The 15,318-nt window shown below is 65.7% G+C and carries 9 protein-coding genes and 1 riboswitch; of the genes, 1 reads left to right on the forward strand and 8 read right to left on the reverse strand.

All coding sequences use genetic code 11. From position 1 onward, the window contains the following. Positions 1 to 32: 32 nt before the first annotated feature. The 6 genes from ACNHKD_RS02385 to glgB all read right to left on the reverse strand — a co-directional run bounded on the left by ACNHKD_RS02385 (position 33) and on the right by glgB (position 11,948). The gene (locus tag ACNHKD_RS02385; RefSeq protein WP_442755533.1) at positions 33 to 1,391 is read right to left on the reverse strand and encodes a S41 family peptidase; all 1,359 of its coding nucleotides are present in this window, start codon (positions 1,389 to 1,391) and stop codon (positions 33 to 35) included. Beyond that, on the reverse strand, positions 1,388 to 2,746 hold the full coding sequence (locus tag ACNHKD_RS02390) for a peptidoglycan DD-metalloendopeptidase family protein (protein WP_442755534.1): 1,359 nt from the start codon (positions 2,744 to 2,746) through the stop codon (positions 1,388 to 1,390). The genes ACNHKD_RS02385 and ACNHKD_RS02390 overlap by 4 nt, the downstream gene beginning before the upstream one ends. Positions 2,747 to 2,796: 50 nt before the next feature. After that, the gene (glgX, locus tag ACNHKD_RS02395) at positions 2,797 to 6,924 is read right to left on the reverse strand and encodes a glycogen debranching protein GlgX (RefSeq protein ID WP_442755535.1); all 4,128 of its coding nucleotides are present in this window, start codon (positions 6,922 to 6,924) and stop codon (positions 2,797 to 2,799) included. Between the two features lie 69 nt (positions 6,925 to 6,993). After that, positions 6,994 to 8,445 (reverse strand): glycogen synthase GlgA, encoded by a 1,452-nt coding sequence (glgA, locus tag ACNHKD_RS02400; protein WP_442755536.1) that lies wholly within the window; start codon positions 8,443 to 8,445, stop codon positions 6,994 to 6,996. Continuing rightward, a complete protein-coding gene (glgC, locus tag ACNHKD_RS02405; protein ID WP_442755537.1) occupies positions 8,442 to 9,704 on the reverse strand; it encodes a glucose-1-phosphate adenylyltransferase in 1,263 nt (420 codons plus the stop codon). Before glgC ends, glgA begins: the two co-directional genes overlap by 4 nt. A gap of 36 nt (positions 9,705 to 9,740) precedes the next feature. Continuing rightward, positions 9,741 to 11,948, reverse strand: coding sequence for a 1,4-alpha-glucan branching protein GlgB (gene glgB, locus ACNHKD_RS02410; RefSeq protein ID WP_442755538.1), 2,208 nt, complete (start codon positions 11,946 to 11,948; stop codon positions 9,741 to 9,743). Positions 11,949 to 12,253: 305 nt separating this feature from the next. Next, positions 12,254 to 12,316, forward strand: a riboswitch (Fluoride riboswitch). 76 nt (positions 12,317 to 12,392) lie between these two features. On the opposite strand from glgB, the gene ACNHKD_RS02415 reads away from it, so the two are divergent. After that, on the forward strand, positions 12,393 to 13,976 hold the full coding sequence (locus tag ACNHKD_RS02415) for an MFS transporter (RefSeq protein WP_442755539.1): 1,584 nt from the start codon (positions 12,393 to 12,395) through the stop codon (positions 13,974 to 13,976). 64 nt (positions 13,977 to 14,040) lie between these two features. Here the strand turns inward: ACNHKD_RS02415 and ACNHKD_RS02420 are convergent, their stop codons facing one another. Together ACNHKD_RS02420 and ACNHKD_RS02425 are read right to left on the reverse strand one after the other, a co-directional pair. Continuing rightward, positions 14,041 to 14,475, reverse strand: a complete 435-nt coding sequence (locus ACNHKD_RS02420; RefSeq protein WP_442755540.1) for a GlcG/HbpS family heme-binding protein — start codon at positions 14,473 to 14,475, stop codon at positions 14,041 to 14,043. Between the two features lie 302 nt (positions 14,476 to 14,777). After that, positions 14,778 to 15,260 (reverse strand): hypothetical protein, encoded by a 483-nt coding sequence (locus ACNHKD_RS02425; protein WP_442755541.1) that lies wholly within the window; start codon positions 15,258 to 15,260, stop codon positions 14,778 to 14,780. Between the last annotated feature and the right edge of the window lie 58 nt (positions 15,261 to 15,318).

The following is a 15,318-nucleotide window of genomic DNA, read 5'->3' on the forward strand; positions in this document are numbered from 1 at the left end:
CGGCGCCCGCCATTTGAAGCCCGATCCGAGACTTAATTGGCCTTGGTCGGGGCCTTTGTCGAGTCCTTGGCGACTTCCTTCGTCTGCTCGGCCATGATCTGCGCCTTGGACTTGCCGTGCAGCAGCTCGACCGCGGCGATCAACTGCTTGTCCTTCTTCTCATCCGGCGGGACATAGGCCTGCGAGCCGCTCTTCTCGTCCTCGCCATTCTTGAGATGGCCCTTGAGAGAGGCTTCACCCTTGGTGTCGTCCTTGCCCTTCAGCTCGTCCGGCACGTCCTGCAGGATGATCATGTCGGGGTCGATGCCCTTCGCCTGGATCGAGCGGCCCGACGGCGTGTAATAGCGCGCCGTGGTGAGGCGCAGCGCGCCGCTGGAGCCGCCGAGCGGGATGATGGTCTGGACCGAGCCCTTGCCGAAGGAGCGCGTGCCGATCAGCGTTGCGCGCTTGTGGTCCTGCAGCGCGCCGGCGACGATCTCGGAGGCCGAGGCCGAGCCGCCATTGATCAGCACCACGACCGGCTTGCCCTTGGAGAGATCGCCGGGGCGGGCGTTGTAGCGCTGCGTCTCGTCGGCGTTGCGGCCGCGCGTCGAGACGATCTCGCCCTTGTCGATGAAGGCGTTGACCACCTGGATCGACTGGTCGAGCAGGCCGCCCGGATTATTGCGCAGATCGATGATGTAGCCCTTGAACTTGTCGGCCGGAATTTCCTGCTGGAACTTCGCCATCGCATTGCGCAGGCCGTCCGCCGTCTCTTCGTTGAACTGGGAGATGCGGACATAGCCGATGTCGTCGTCCTGCTTGCGCGAACGCACCGACTTGATGTGGATCTCGGCGCGGGTCAGCTTGACTTCGACCTTGTCCTTGTCCTTGCCGCGATAGATCGTCAGCTTGACCGGCGTGTTGATCTGGCCGCGCATCTTGTCGACGGCCTGATTGAGCGTCATGCCCTGCACGGTCTCGTCGTCGATGGCGCCGATGAGGTCGCCCGACATGATGCCGGCGCGCGAGGCCGGGGTGTCGTCGATGGGCGTGACGACCTTCACGAGGCCGTCTTCCTGCGTCACCTCGATGCCCAGGCCGCCGAACTTGCCCTCGGTCTGGGTCCGCATGTCCTTGAAGCCCTTGGCGTCGAGGTAGCTGGAATGCGGATCGAGCGAGGTGAGCATGCCATTGATGGCGTTCTCGACGAGCTTCTGTTCGTCGGGCTTCTCGACATAGTCGGCGCGGACCTTGTCGAACACGTCGCCGAACAGGCTGAGGAATTTATAGGTGTCGGCGGTGGCGGCGACCGCCGGCGTGCCGATCAGCGCGCGGGCCTGCTGGCCGAGCGTCGCGCATCCGGCCCCGATGGCGATACCGGTAGCTAATAGAGCAGTTTTGCGAATCATCCGCCGACCTTCCGACTGTCTGACTTCGCCCACCATGGGCTCGAGTCGATCGAAGTTCCGTCCTTGCGGAACTCGACATACAAAATGGGTTGTTTCGCGCCGATCGCGATGGTCGCCGCCGTCTGCGCGGCTCCGTCTCCCATGCTGGCCACCGGCTCTCCCGCCAGGACAAATTGCCCGACGTTCACGTTTACGCGACTCATGCCGGCCAGGACGACATAATAGCCGTCGCCGGCGTTAATGATCAAGAGTTGACCATAAGATCGGTAAGGTCCCGAAAAGGCGACCCATCCGTCGCATGGCGCGGCGACGACGCCATTGTCCCGGGCGCCGATGAAATAGGCCTTCTCCTTGCCGCCATAACCGTCCGGCGCGCCGAAGCGCTTGAGAACGGGGCCGGAAACCGGGAAGCTCAACTTTCCCTTAAGATCGGCGAAGGAGACGGCGGGCGCAAGCCGCGCGGCGTCCTTGAACGGGGCGGCCAGGGCTTTGCGGCGCTGTTCCTCGGAGAGCTTCGCCTGCGCCGCGGCGCGCTCCTCGTCGGCCCTGCGCGCGCTTTCCGCGGCCTTGCGGGCCGCCTCGCTCTCGGCCTCCATGCGCGTGATCAGCTCCTTGAGGCTCGTCGCCTGCCGGGCGAGCTTCGCCGCGCGTTCGCTCTCGGTCTGGAGCGCCGTCCGGGCGGCGGAGAGGGCTTCCTGCCGCATGGCGATGAGGTCGCCGAGCGTTTCGCGCTGCTCGGCCAGCGCGGTCTTTTCCTGTGCGAGCCGGTCTCGCTCGTGGCGGGCGCTCTCGCGCAGATGCACGAGTTCGGCGAGATCCTTCTGTAAGGCCTGCGCCTCCACGCGCATCTGAGGCAGGACGTCTCCAAGCGCAAGCGAGGCGCGCACGGCGTCGAGAATGTCCTGGGGCCTCGCGAGGAGAGCGGGCGGCGGGCGCCGGCCCATGCGCTGCAGGACCATCAGCACCTCCGCGATCGCTGCGCGGCGGCTTTCGAGCGAGTCGACGATTTTCTGCTCGTCGGCCGCAAGCTTGCCCAGCCGCTCCTCGATCTGCGCGGCGTGTTCCTCGGTCTCCTGCAGCCGACCCGTCGCCCCGAGCAGCGTCTTGTTGAGGTTTTCGCGCACGGCCGCATGCGTCGCGACTTCTTCCTCGAGCTTCCTGGCGCGTTCCTTCGCCTCGCCGATCGTGCCCTCGACCCCGCGCAGCTCAAGCCGCTTGGTCGTCAGATCGCCGGCCTCCGGCGGGTTTGCGGGCTTGTCCTCGGCGCGCGCCGCGAGCGAGGTCGCAACGACGAGTCCCGCGACGGCGAACCAGCGCCCGTCGCTTCCCCGCAATCGCTCGCTCGACAGCCGCATGTCGTTTTTAGCCTCTCCGTGTGTCCGCGCGCTTAGGTGAGCGAGGGAAACTATGTCGACGCAATCTCGTTCAGAATGCGGCGAAGCCCCGCGACGACAGCCGCCGCGCGGGGCGCGGCGAAGAGCGATTCCACGGGTTTAGCCAGTTTCCTCCGCCAGTTAGGCCGCTCCAGCTCCGTGCCGGGAAGGTTAACGGCGATCCGTTCGCCCGAAAGGTCGTCGAGCTGCGCCATGGCGAGGATCGACGGCGAGGCCGCCGCGAAACGATGCAGCGCCGTCGCGAGCGCGTCGTCGAAGGGGCCGTCTTCCGCGACGCCGCCTATCAGCCCTTCGCCGCGCAGCGCATCGCGCAAGGCGCGCTTGTCCCGCAGGCGGGCCTCTCGCTCGGAAGCGGCGATTTCCGGCGTCAGCAGGCCGAGGCTTTCCTTCTCGTCGATGTCGGCGCCGTCCCACCAGCCATTGAGCGTCGGCAGGTCATGGGTCGAAACGCAGGCCATCGCCTTTTTCGGATAGTCGCGGGGCGGGATGAAGCCCACGCCCGCGCGCTCGAACCATACGACCCGATAGCTGAGGATATTCGACGCCTCAAGCCGCTCGCGAAAGCCAAAGGGCAGCGTGCCGAGATCCTCGCCCACGACCATGCAGCTGGCGCGCGCGCTTTCCAAAGCGAGCTGCGCGAGCAGCGCGTCGAGCGGATAGGAGACATAGGCGCCCGCGTTCGCCTTCTCGCCTTCGGGCACGAGAAAGAGCCGCGCGAGCCCCATTGCATGATCGATCCGCAGGGCGCCGGCGTGCCGCATATTGGCGCGCGCGAGCTCCGCGAAATCCGCGCCGCCGTCTCTTTCGATGGCGAGCGGGTTGGGCGCTGGCAGGCCCCAGCTCTGTCCGTCGCGGCTGAAGGGATCTGGCGGCGCGCCGATGGAGAAACCGTCAATGAGACGCGCGGCCTTGCTCCAGCTCTCGGCGCCGTTCGGGGCCGCGCCGACGGCGAGATCGCGGCAGAAGCCGAGCGACAGCCCGCCCTCTCGCGCGGCGCGCGCGGCTTGCGCGAATTGCCGGTCGGCGATCCACTGTAGGAAGCAATGGAATCGCAGACGCGCCGCATTCTCGCGCGCGAAGGCGGCGAGCGCTTCGGGCGCCGCGTCGCGCAGGGGCTGCGGCCACTGGCGCCAGCGCGCGCCGTCGCGCGACTCGCTGATCGCCTCGAAAAGCGCAAAGCGCGTCAGCGCCTCGCCGCCCTCGGCGACGAACTGGGCGAAATTCGAGACCGGCGCGGCGTCGGGGCGCTCCCGCGCCACAGCGTCAAAACGCGCGAACGCGCTTTCGAGCGCCCGCCGCTTGAGCGCGTGAACGGCGGGGTAATCGACGGCGTCGAGAGAAGAGAGCGCCCGCGCCGCTTCCTCAGGGAAGCCGTCGCCGGGAAGGTCAGCGAGATCGACATAAAGCGGATCGAGAAAACGCCGGTCGGAGGGATAATAGGGGCTGGCCCGCGAGCGGTCCTGCGGAAAAAGGGCGTGCAGCGGATTGATGGCGACGAGGGCGGCGCCGGCCTCCGCGCTTTTGCGCGCGAGAAGGGAGAGCGTCGTGAAATCGCCGATCCCCTGATCGCCCTCGCGTCGCAGCGAATAGAGCTGCGCCGAAAGACCGAAGCGGCGTTCGTCGTCCGGCAGGTAGCATTGCGCGGGCGCGACGATGAGGCGGCACAGGTTGTCGTCATTCTCCGCGCGCAGGGCGTAGCGCCCGGCGGGAAGCGGCGGGAGTTGCGAGCGATAGCCTCGGTTCTCCCGCGCATCCGCGCCGCGCCACGAACAGGGCGCGAGCAGGGAAAGAGAGATCGGCTCTTCGCGGCCGTCTTCATGGGTCAGAATGAGTCCCGTGGGCGCGCCGCCATTATTCGCGGAAAGACGCAGAGCGCCCGCCTCGTTTTCGCGCGCGACGAGGTTCGGGGGGAGGGCGCCTCGGTCGCGGATGTCCGCAAGACGGGCGAGACTGTCGCGCGCCTCCGCGCGGGTTTGCGCCGGCAGGCCGAGGCTCGCCAGCAGCCGCAGCAAGGTCTCGCGCGGAACGTCATGCGTGCGGCCTTCGACGTCGCTCCAGCGCGTCGCAACGCCGGCGGCCTCGGAAAGTTGGGCCAGCAGCGCGTCGTCGGGGAGCGAGGCGGGGCGAGGGGACGCCTGTTTCTCTTCAATGAGCAGCAGGACGGATCGCGCGGCAACGCTGATGTTTTCCGAGACTGTTTCGCTTCTCTCCAGCTCCGCCGCGTCGAAGGAGACGCGCCATTCATGGAAGTCGCGGGCCGGCGGCGGCGCAATGTCGACGGGAGCCGCGCCGCGATGGAAGACGATCAGCACGCGGTCTTCCGAATAAAGCGCTGCGACCAGCGTATCCGCATCGGCGCGGCGCCAGTCTTCGTCCCGCATCGGCGCGCCGGAGGCGGTGAGCCATTGCACGTCCGGGATCGCCGCGCCGTCATGCGCCGCGCCGTCGAGAAAGCGGTCGTCGCGCAAGGCGGGATGCGCCCTGCGCAAGGAAACGAGTTTCGCCGTCGCTTCGATCAGCGCAGGGTCGGCGTTCGACCAATCGAGCCAACTCGATTCATTGTCCTGCGCATAGGCGTTGTTGTTGCCGTTTTGCGTATGCCCGAGTTCGGCGCCCATGGCGAGCATGGGCGTTCCGCGCGACAGGAGCAACGTCGCGAGCAGATTGCGCTGGTCTCGCGCGCGGGCGGCGACAATGGCGGGATCGTCGCTCCCGCCCTCGGCGCCGTTGTTCCAGGAAAGATTGTCGGTCGTCCCGTCGCGATTCTCTTCGCCATTCGCCTCATTGTGTTTCCCCGAGTAGGAGACGAGATCGCGCAGCGTGAAGCCGTCATGCGCGACGACGAAATTCACGCTTCTCGACGGACTGCGCTTTGCGAAGAGGTCCTGCGAGCCCGCGATGCGCGTCGCAAGCTCCGAGACGCCGACAGGGTCGCCACGCCAGAAGCGGCGGACGCAATCGCGATAGCGATCATTCCACTCGGCGAAGGGCGTGGGAAAGCGCCCGAGCTGATAGCCGTCGGGACCAATGTCCCAGGGCTCGGCGATGAGCTTCAGTTCACGCAGGATCGGGTCTTGCAGCAGCGCCGCAAGGAAAGGCGCGTTGGCGTCATAACCAGAAGGAAGGCGCGCCAGCGTGGTTGCGAGATCGAAACGGAAACCGTCGACGCCGCCATGGATCGCCCAGGCGCGCAGCGCGTCCATGGCGAGGCGCACGACCGGCGCGCGATCGAAGGCGAGAATATTGCCGCAGCCCGCATCGTTGACATAGCGCGCGCGATCCTCTGCCAGGCGGTAATAGGTCGCATTGTCCAGCCCGCGCAGCGACAGCGTGGGACCAAGTTCGTCGCTTTCGCCCGTATGATTGAAGACGACGTCGATAACGACTTCGAGGCCCGCGGCGTGAAGCTTCGCGACAGCCTCGCGCACTTCCGTCCAGCCGCCCGGCGCCAGACGCTGATCGGGGGCGAGCATGGCGACGGGATTGTAGCCCCAGTAATTGGAAAGCCCGAGCGGCGGCAGATGACGCTCGTAGATCCAGGCCGCGCAGGGCAGGAGCTCCACAGTCGTTACGCCGAGCTTTTTCAGATGCGCAATCGAGGCTTCGTGCGCGAAGCCGGCAAATGCGCCGCGTAAATTCCGCGGCACGTCAGGACGCGTCGCCGTGAAGCCCTTGACGTGCATCTCGTAAATGATCGTCTCGCCCCATGGATGGCGCGGCCGCGAGGGCGCCGCCGCCTTCGGCCGCGTCATCACGCATTTTGCGAGAAAGGGGGCGCTGTCTTGCATCGCGGTCTCGCCAAAGGCGAACATGCTCGCATGCAAAGACAGCGGCCGGTCGAGCGCGAGCGCGTAAGGATCGATCAGGAGCTTCGCGCCGTTGAAGCGATGGCCCTCATGCGACGCGTCGGGGCCGTAGGCGCGGAGGCCGTAAAGCTGGCCTTCCTTCAGCCCTTCAACGCGGCCGTGAAAGACGTCGCCGCTGCGCGCGGGGAGGCGAATGCGCCGCGTTTCGGCGCCGCCTTCATCGAAGAGGCAAAGGTGGATTTCCTCGGCATGCGCGGAGAAGACCGCGACATTGCCGCCCGTGTCGTCGAGCGTGACGCCGAGAGGTTCAGGCGCGCCGGTCGTGACGCGCATCAAACCCCCTCCCGAGCCTTCCTCCCTCTCCCGGCTTGCGGAGAGAGGGTTGAACTCGGCGCCGCTGCATCACCTCCGCGCCGCCACAGCCTCGCGATACAGCGCCGCATAGCGCTGTGCGGGATGGCGCCAGGAGACGTCCGTGTCCATGCCGTTGATCTGCAATCTGCGCCACGTGTCCTTGTCCCTGAAAAAATGCTCGGCCCGGCGCAGCGCGATCGCCAGCGCCTCCGTCGTCGGGGGCGAAAATTGCACGCCGGTCGCGACGCCTGCCTGAACGGCCATCTCGTTCGCGTCGATGATCGTATCCTTCAGTCCGCCGACGCGCGAGACGATCGGCACGGCGCCGTAGCGTAAGGCGTAGAGCTGCGTGAGGCCGCAGGGCTCGAAGCGCGAGGGGACGACGAATGCGTCGGCGCCCGCCTGGATGAGATGCGCCATGTCCTCGCTATAGCCGATCCAGGCGGAGACGCGGCCCGGATAGGCGTCTTGCGCGGCGAGGAAGCCTTCTTCGAGATGCTTCTCTCCCGCGCCGAGAAGCGCGAGCTGCGCATGGCGCGCCATGAGCACGGGCAGATTGGCGAGCAGCATGTCGTGGCCCTTCTGCCAGGACATGCGGCTCACGACGCCGAGAAGAAAGGCGTCCGGGTCGGGCTCGAGATGGAAGCGCTTCTGCAGGGCGGCGCGATTCTTGGCGCGCGCCCCCGGAGTCGCCGCGTCATAGGTCGCCGCGATGCGCTTGTCCGTCGCGGGGTTCCAGACGCCTTCGTCCACGCCGTTGAGTATGCCGCTCACAATTTCGGCGCGCGCGCGCAAGAGGCCGTCGAGGCCCATGCCGAATTCCGCCGTCTCGATCTCCAGCGCATAGCTCGGCGAGACGGTCGTGATGCGGTCGCAAAGTTGCAGGCCCGCCTTCAGAAAGCCGATCGCTCCGTAATATTCGACGCCGTCCATCGCGAAGGATTCGGGCGGCAACCGCAGGTCGGCCAGCAGCTCCTTCGCGAATTGCCCCTGAAAGGCGATGTTGTGGATGGTGACGATCGTTGCTGGACGCGGCTTGGCGCTGTAATGCAGATAGGCGGGCGCGAGCGCGGCCTGCCAGTCATGCGCATGCAGCGCATCCGCCGCAAAATTATTGATCGCGCCCTGCGCGATTTCGGCGGCCGCCAAGGCCAGCGCGGCGAAGCGGAAGGCGTTGTCTGGATAGTCGACGCCGTTCCCGTCCGCATAGGGCCCGCCGTCGCGCGCATAGAGATGCGGTGCGACGAGCGCATAAACGATCGCGCGGTCCAGCTTCCCTTCCTGCACCCAGGCCGGGCCGCCGAAGAGATCGTCGAAGGCGAGAACCGTTTCGCCGTGGCCGAGCGCCGCAAGGACTTCCGGATAGCCGGGAATGAGCGTGCGGGTGTTGACGCCCTCGCGCGCGAGCGCCGCCGGAAGCGCGCCCACGACATCGGCAAGCCCGCCAGTCTTGACCAGCGGGCTCATTTCCGAGGCGACCGCCAGAACGCTGAGGTTCATGCTTCGAGCCTGTCGATCATCGGCTGCGTGATGAGGCAGACGCCTTGCTCGCTGCGACGGAAGCGCTTCGCGTCGAATTCGGGATCCTCGCCGACGACGAGGCCCTGAGGAATGCGCACGCCCCGATCGACGACGACATTGGCGAGCCGCGCCGAGCGGCCGACATCGACATAAGGCAGAATGACGGCGTTCTCGACGGTCGCATAGGAATTTACGCGCACGCCGGTGAAGAGCAGGGAGCGGCGCAGCGTGGAGCCCGATACGATGCAGCCGCCGGAGACCAGAGAAGACAGCGCCTGCCCGCGCCGGCCCACCTGATCGTGCACGAATTTGGCGGGCGGCGTGATCTCCGCGTAGGTCCAGATCGGCCAGTTGCGGTCGTAAAGATCGAGCTGCGGCACGAAATCGGTGAGATCGATATTCGCGGCCCAATAGGCGTCGACCGTTCCGACGTCGCGCCAATAAGCATGCTGCTCGCTCGCCGAGCGCACGCAGGAGTGCGAGAAATGATGCGCGACGGCTTTGCCGTGCCTGACGATATAAGGAATGACGTCCTTGCCGAAATCATGCGTCGAATTCGGGTCGTCCGCGTCGCGGCGCAACTGGTCGTAGAGGAATTTCGCCTCGAAGACGTAGATGCCCATGCTGACCAGCGCGCGGTCGGGATGGCCGGGCATGGCCGGCGGATCGGCGGGCTTCTCGATGAAGGAGATGATGCGATCCTCGTGATCGACATGCATCACGCCGAAGCCCGAAGCCTCGGCTCTTGCGACCTCCAGACAGCCGATGGTGACGTCGGCGCCTTGCTCCACATGCTGCTGCAGCATGTGCTCGTAATCCATCTTGTAGATGTGGTCGCCGGCGAGGAGCACGATGTATTTGGGGTCGTAGCTCTCGACGATGTCGAGGTTCTGATAGACGGCGTCGGCCGTGCCGAGATACCAGTGATCTTCGGAGACGCGCTGACTCGCCGGAAGAATGTCGAAGCTTTCATTGCGCTCCGTGCGAAAGAAGCTCCAGCCGCGCTGCAAATGACGGATGAGGCTGTGCGCCTTGTATTGCGTCGCGACGCAGATGCGGCGAATGCCGGAATTGAGCGCGTTTGAGAGCGCGAAGTCGATGATGCGCGACTTGCCGCCGAAATAGACCGCGGGCTTGGCGCGCCGATCGGTCAATTCCATCAGCCGCGAGCCGCGGCCCCCGGCGAGAACATAGGCCATGGCGTAGCGCGCGAGCGGCGCGTTGTCATAGGCGGCCATCGGTCACATCCTGTCCGCGTAAGATGCGATTCGCAGTCATTGTAGACCATCGCTTTCGAATTCGAAGAACAAAGTGGCGAGCGGCGGGATATGAATGTCGGCGCAGGCGGGGAAGCCGGCGAAGCCCTCGGGGCGAGCGTGGATCGCCCCGAGATTTCCCTGGCCGGAGCCGCCATAGATCGCGGCGTCCGAATTCAGGATTTCGCGCCACTGGCCCGCGCGCGGCAGGCCGAGTCTGTAGCGATGTCTTGGCACGGGCGTGAAGTTCGAAACGACGAGGACGGGCTTGGCGCGGTCCGCGCCATAGCGCAGAAAGGCGAAGACGGAACTTTCCGCATCGTCGACCACCGCCCATTCAAAACCCTCGCTTTCGCAATCTCGGGCGTAAAGCGCCTCGTGGCCGCGATAGAGACGGTTGAGATCGCGCACGAAGTCGCGAAGACCGCGATGCGGCGCATGGTCGAGCAGGCGCCAGTCGAGCTCGCCGGCATAGTCCCATTCGCTCGTCTGGCCGAACTCCTGTCCCATGAAAAGCAGCTTTTTGCCCGGATGGCCCCACATGAAACCGTAATAGGCGCGCGCGCCGGCGAAGCGCTTCCATTCGTCCCCAGGCATCTTCGAAACGATCGAGCCCTTGCCGTGCACGACCTCGTCATGCGAGAGCGGCAGCACGAAATTCTCCGCGAAGGCGTAAAGAAGGCCGAAGGTCAGCTCGTTGTGGCGCCATTTGCGATAGACCGGGTCGGACGACATGTAGCGCAGCGTGTCGTTCATCCAGCCCATGTTCCACTTGAAGCCGAAACCGAGGCCGCCCGCATGGGTTGGCGACGTCACGCCGCCCCAGGAGGTCGACTCTTCGGCAATGGTCACGACGCCGGGATAGAGTCCGTAGACCAGTTCGTTGAACCTTTGAAGAAAGCGAACCGCGTCGCGATTGTCATTGGAGCCGTCGGGATTGGGCGCCCATTCTCCCTCCTTGCGCGAATAATCGAGATAGAGCATGGAGGCGACGGCGTCGACGCGCAGCCCGTCTATGTGGAAGCGGTCGAGCCAGTAGAGCGCGCTCGCGATGAGGAAATTCGCGACCTCGCGGCGCCCATAATCGTAGATCGCCGTGTTCCAGTCGGGATGAAAGCCGCGCCTTGGGTCGGGATGTTCATAAAGCGGCCCGCCGTCGAATTGCGCGAGGCCATGCGCGTCCGTCGGGAAATGCGCCGGAACCCAGTCGAGAATGACGCCGAGGCCCGCCTGATGCGCGCGGTCGACGAAGCGCTTGAAGCCTTGCGGGTCGCCATGCCGCTTCGTCGGCGCGAAAAGGCCGATGGGCTGATAGCCCCATGAGGCGTCGAGCGGATGCTCGCCGATCGGCAAAAGCTCGATATGGGTGAAGCCGAGACCGGCGACATAGGGAACGAGCTGGTCGGCGAGTTCGTCATAGGTGAGGAAACGCCAGCCCTCGGCCTTGCGCCAGGAGGGCAGGTGAACCTCGTAGATCGTCATGGGCACGCGGCGCGGGTCGTATTTCATGCGTTCGCGCATATGAATGGCGTCCGCCCACTCGTAGGGGGCCGGCGACGCCACGACGGAGGCGGTGGAGGGGCGAAGCTCCGCCTCGAAGCCGAGCGGATCGGCCTTGAGCGGCAGCAGATCGCCATTGCGCCCGACGATCTCGTATTTGTAGACGGCGCCTGCGTCGATCCCGGGGATGAAGATTTCCCATATGCCGCTGTCGACGCGCTTGCGCATCTGCGCGCGGCGCCCGTCCCACTGATTGAAGTCGCCCACCACCGAGACGCGCCGGGCGTTGGGCGCCCAGACGGCGAAATTCACGCCCGCGGCGCCGTCATGCGTGACGACATGGGCGCCGAGCCGTTCGTAAAGCTTCTGATGCGCGCCCTCGACGAGGAGATAATCGTCCATCGCGCCGAGGAAGGGCGGAAAGGCGTAAGGATCGGCGAAACGCCACGCCGCCGCCTCGTTGGAGGCCGCGAGCAAATAGGGCGCGCGCGCGCGAAGGGGCGTCAGCCCTTCGAAGAAGCCGTCCGCATGGACGCGATCGAGCGGGGCGACGATCCCGCCGTCCGGCGTCTGCGCGACGACAGTCGCCGCGCCGGGGACGAAGGCGCGGATGACGAGGCCCTGAGAGGTTTCATGCGGGCCGAGCAAAGCGAAGGGATCGTCGTGGCGCGCCGCGACGATCGCCGCGATCTCGTCCGGATGGGCCCGCCAGTTCGGTAAGGTCATAAAGAGCCGAGGGTCCGTGTCCACGGCGCGGGGAGAGCGCCGCTAATGGCCGATTTTGCGATGATGGACTTTCCGGACCTTCCCGAAAAGCCCTTCCTCGCGGCCACATCGCCGCAGCTCCCGAAAAACCGCAGAGGAACCGGACAAACGCCTGCGCGCCTGAAGGCGCGCGGTCCAAGAAAGCGCGGCAGGACCGCGAGCCTTCAGGCGCGCATCCTTACAGACCCCCGACTTTGTCGGCAGTCTGCGCCTGCCCGTAAAAGTCGCGGCCTTGGTTGACAAGCCCCCGCGCCTTTCGTCTAAACTGTTGGTCAGGCGATGGGGTTCGCCTTGTAACCGCCCTTGGGGCCGATGACTCCTGCTTGCGGCCGCGCGCTCGGAGTCCGACTTGCCGAAAATAAGCCTTGAGAAAATATACGGTCTCCCGAACCGGGAGGTCCGCCGATGACCGAACGGTTGACCGGCTGGCGCTTCGCGCTGTTCCAGGCGGCGCTCGCGGTCGCCAATGTCGTGGCCCTCTCCAACGTGCCGGGCTACACGGTGCTCGTGCCCTATGCGGCCGGGAGCCTGCAGGGCGTCAATCCGAGCTTCGGCACCTGGGGCACGACCGACCACATGATGGGCATCGTGCTTGGCCTGCCCTTCGCGCGCTGGCTGTCAGGGCGATATGGCGAGCGGCGCGTCTATGTCGTCGCCTTCATGTTCTATGCGTTTTTTTCTCTCGCCTGCGCCTGGAGCCCGACGATCTGGTTCTTCGTGCCCATGCGCTTTCTGCTCGGCCTTGCGGGCGGCGTCATCCTGCCGCTCGGGCAGGCGCTGGCGCTCGGCGAAATTGACGAGAAACATCGCAGCTTCGGCGTCGCCTGGTGGGCCGTGCTCAGCATGGCGCCCTTCACGCTCGGCGTGTTCATGGGCGGCTTCTGGGCCGAATATGCCGGCTGGCGGATGCTGTTCTATTCAAACATCATTCTTGGGCTGCCCATTGCCGGGATCGTCGCCGCGCTGCTTTACGGGCGGCCCTTCAAGCGGCGCATCACGCGATTCGACACGGTCGGCTTCGTCCTGATCTTCGCCACGCTGGTCGGCGTGCAGACGATCCTCAATCAGGGCAATGATTTCGACTGGTTCGGCTCGCCCATTCTGGTTTCCGTGCTCGTCATGGTGCTGGTCGCCTTTCCCGCCTTCGTGATCTGGGAACTGGGCGAGCGTCATCCTGTCCTGGACATCCGCCTTTTTCGCCACCGCAATTACGCGGTTGCGACCTTCTGCTCGCTCCTCGGCTTTCTGGTCATACAGGGAACGCTTTCGGTCTTCATCGGACAGTTGCAGACGCTGCTCGGCTATACGTCCTCGCTGGCGGGCGCCGTCTATCTCATAATGGCCATTCTCGCGGCGCCGCTCGTCTCCATCGTGCATCTGCTCGTGAAGCAGATGGATCTGCGCTATTTCGCGAGCCTGAATTTCATCGGCTTCGCCGTCACGCTTACCTGGCTGGGCCAATATGACAAGCTTGCGTCCTTCGACGCGATCGCGACGCCGATGCTGTTCTTCGGCTTCTTTCTCGGGACGTTCTTCGCGCCGCCTGCGGCCATCGCGGTTCAGGGTCTCGCCGGCCAGCAGCTCATCCGCGCGGCGGAGGAGCTCGCCATGCTGCGCACGGCCTTCGGCGCCTATGGCATCACCTGGCAGGCGGTGGTGCAATTCCGCCAGACCCCCGCGCACCAGCTCGAACTGGCGGATCATTTCGGCGGGCGGTCCTATCCCTCGCTCGACGTGATGGGGGCGCTGTCCGACAAGCTGCAGGCGCTCGGCATGAGTGAAAGCGTCGCCCGCGCGCAAATGGCGCGGCTGATGCGCCAGCAGGCCATGCTGCTCGGCCTGGACGACGCTTTCTTTTTCGGGGCCGTGGTCTTCATCCTCCTCGCCGCCGTCGTCTGGCTCGCGCGCCCGGCTCCGCCGGCCAGGAAGCCGGAGCCGGAGCCGACGCTGACGCAACTCGAGGCGACCGAGCTGATGGAGCAGCCATAGAGCGCGTTAGCGAGCGAGGCGGCGCGCGGGCGGCTCAAAATTGCTTCTCAATGAGGAACTGTCTTCACGTCCGCCACGGATGCGCCGGCAATTCGCCGACGCCGAGCGTCGCGACGCCCGCCTGCGCGACGGCGTGGTCGTTCTCGACCGCGGAGCCGCTGACGCCGATCGCGCCGATCATGACGCCTTCCTTGTCGACGATCGGCAGGCCGCCGGGGAAGGTGATGAGCCCCTCATTCGAGTGCTCAATGCCGTAAAGCGGGCCGCCAGGCTGGGAGAGCTTGCCGATTTCGCCGGTCGGCATGCCGAAGAAGACGGCGGTCTTGGCCTTCTTCATCGAAATGTCGATGCTGCCGACCCAGGCGTCGTCCATGCGGTGAAACGCCTTGAGCACGCCGCCCGAATCGACGACGGCGATGCACATTTGCGTATTGAGTTCGAGCGCCTTCCGGCGCGCCGCGGCGATCGCTTTCTCAGCCTGCTCAATGGTGACATGCATGACGCTCTCCCTTCGGCCCTGGCGAAGGCCAAGGCGACCGCAATCTATTTAGTGCGCGGCTCGAGAAAAAGCGGGAACCGGTTCCGTTCGCCTGAAGCCCGCTCTAAACCCTTGGAATTGATCGCGTCGCCCGCCTTTAGCCGATCGCGCCTGAACGCAGCGCGATCTCGTGCGCCAAAATCCGTTCTGAGCAGGAGGCGAGTCCGGCCGCCAAAGCGGGGCCGCGCTCTTCCGTCGTTCGAGCGCGGCCCGAAGAAAAGGCCGGCGGGCCGGCCGGGCCCGCCTGGCGATGAAGGCTGGGCCTACCTCGTGGCGGGCTTCTCGATCTTATTGGCGATTTCCTCCGGCGGCCGCCAGCTCAGCGCGCCCGTCTTCTTGGATTGAGTCTCGGTCTGGGATTTCCGGCTGGAGCGGAAATCGTCGACGGCCTTGCCGGCGATCCGCCATTCCTGTTCCGACCAGAATTTCGACTCCGACGCCGGCGACACGGGCGCGACCTGCGACGAATCCGCCGAGGCTTCCGAGCCGGCGCCCGCCTTGTCTTTCAGCGCTTCCGCCGAGCCGAAGGCGTTGGCCGGCAGGCGACGCAGGCCGGAAAGGAATTTTTCTTCGAAAGACTGGTTCGCGTTCAGTTGTGGAAGCGGCGCGCTTACGAGTTGCGGCAGCTCGGCGACGGCCGGCGGGTTGAAGTCGCGCTTCGCGAAAAATCCAAGTCCCGCGATTGTCAGCGCCAGGGCCGACAGTCCCACGATATGGCGCGCGCCGAGTTCCTTGAGCTTGATCATGAGCTCACTCCTTTCAGGTGGTGAGCTTTAACGTGTTGGCTTGCCGTTGGTTCGGCTG

It is taken from the genome of Methylocystis sp. JAN1, assembly GCF_052186135.1.
Classification (GTDB): domain Bacteria; phylum Pseudomonadota; class Alphaproteobacteria; order Rhizobiales; family Beijerinckiaceae; genus Methylocystis.

Excerpts from the sequence above, each read along its gene's own strand:
- ACNHKD_RS02385 (WP_442755533.1), bottom strand. The coding sequence starts at position 1,391 with ATGATTCGCAAAACTGCTCTATTAGCTACCGGTATCGCCATCGGGGCC.
- ACNHKD_RS02390 (WP_442755534.1), bottom strand. The coding sequence starts at position 2,746 with ATGCGGCTGTCGAGCGAGCGATTGCGGGGAAGCGACGGGCGCTGGTTC.
- glgX (WP_442755535.1), bottom strand. The coding sequence starts at position 6,924 with ATGCGCGTCACGACCGGCGCGCCTGAACCTCTCGGCGTCACGCTCGAC.
- glgA (WP_442755536.1), bottom strand. The coding sequence starts at position 8,445 with ATGAACCTCAGCGTTCTGGCGGTCGCCTCGGAAATGAGCCCGCTGGTC.
- glgC (WP_442755537.1), bottom strand. The coding sequence starts at position 9,704 with ATGGCCGCCTATGACAACGCGCCGCTCGCGCGCTACGCCATGGCCTAT.
- glgB (WP_442755538.1), bottom strand. The coding sequence starts at position 11,948 with ATGACCTTACCGAACTGGCGGGCCCATCCGGACGAGATCGCGGCGATC.
- ACNHKD_RS02415 (WP_442755539.1), top strand. The coding sequence starts at position 12,393 with ATGACCGAACGGTTGACCGGCTGGCGCTTCGCGCTGTTCCAGGCGGCG.
- ACNHKD_RS02420 (WP_442755540.1), bottom strand. The coding sequence starts at position 14,475 with ATGCATGTCACCATTGAGCAGGCTGAGAAAGCGATCGCCGCGGCGCGC.
- ACNHKD_RS02425 (WP_442755541.1), bottom strand. The coding sequence starts at position 15,260 with ATGATCAAGCTCAAGGAACTCGGCGCGCGCCATATCGTGGGACTGTCG.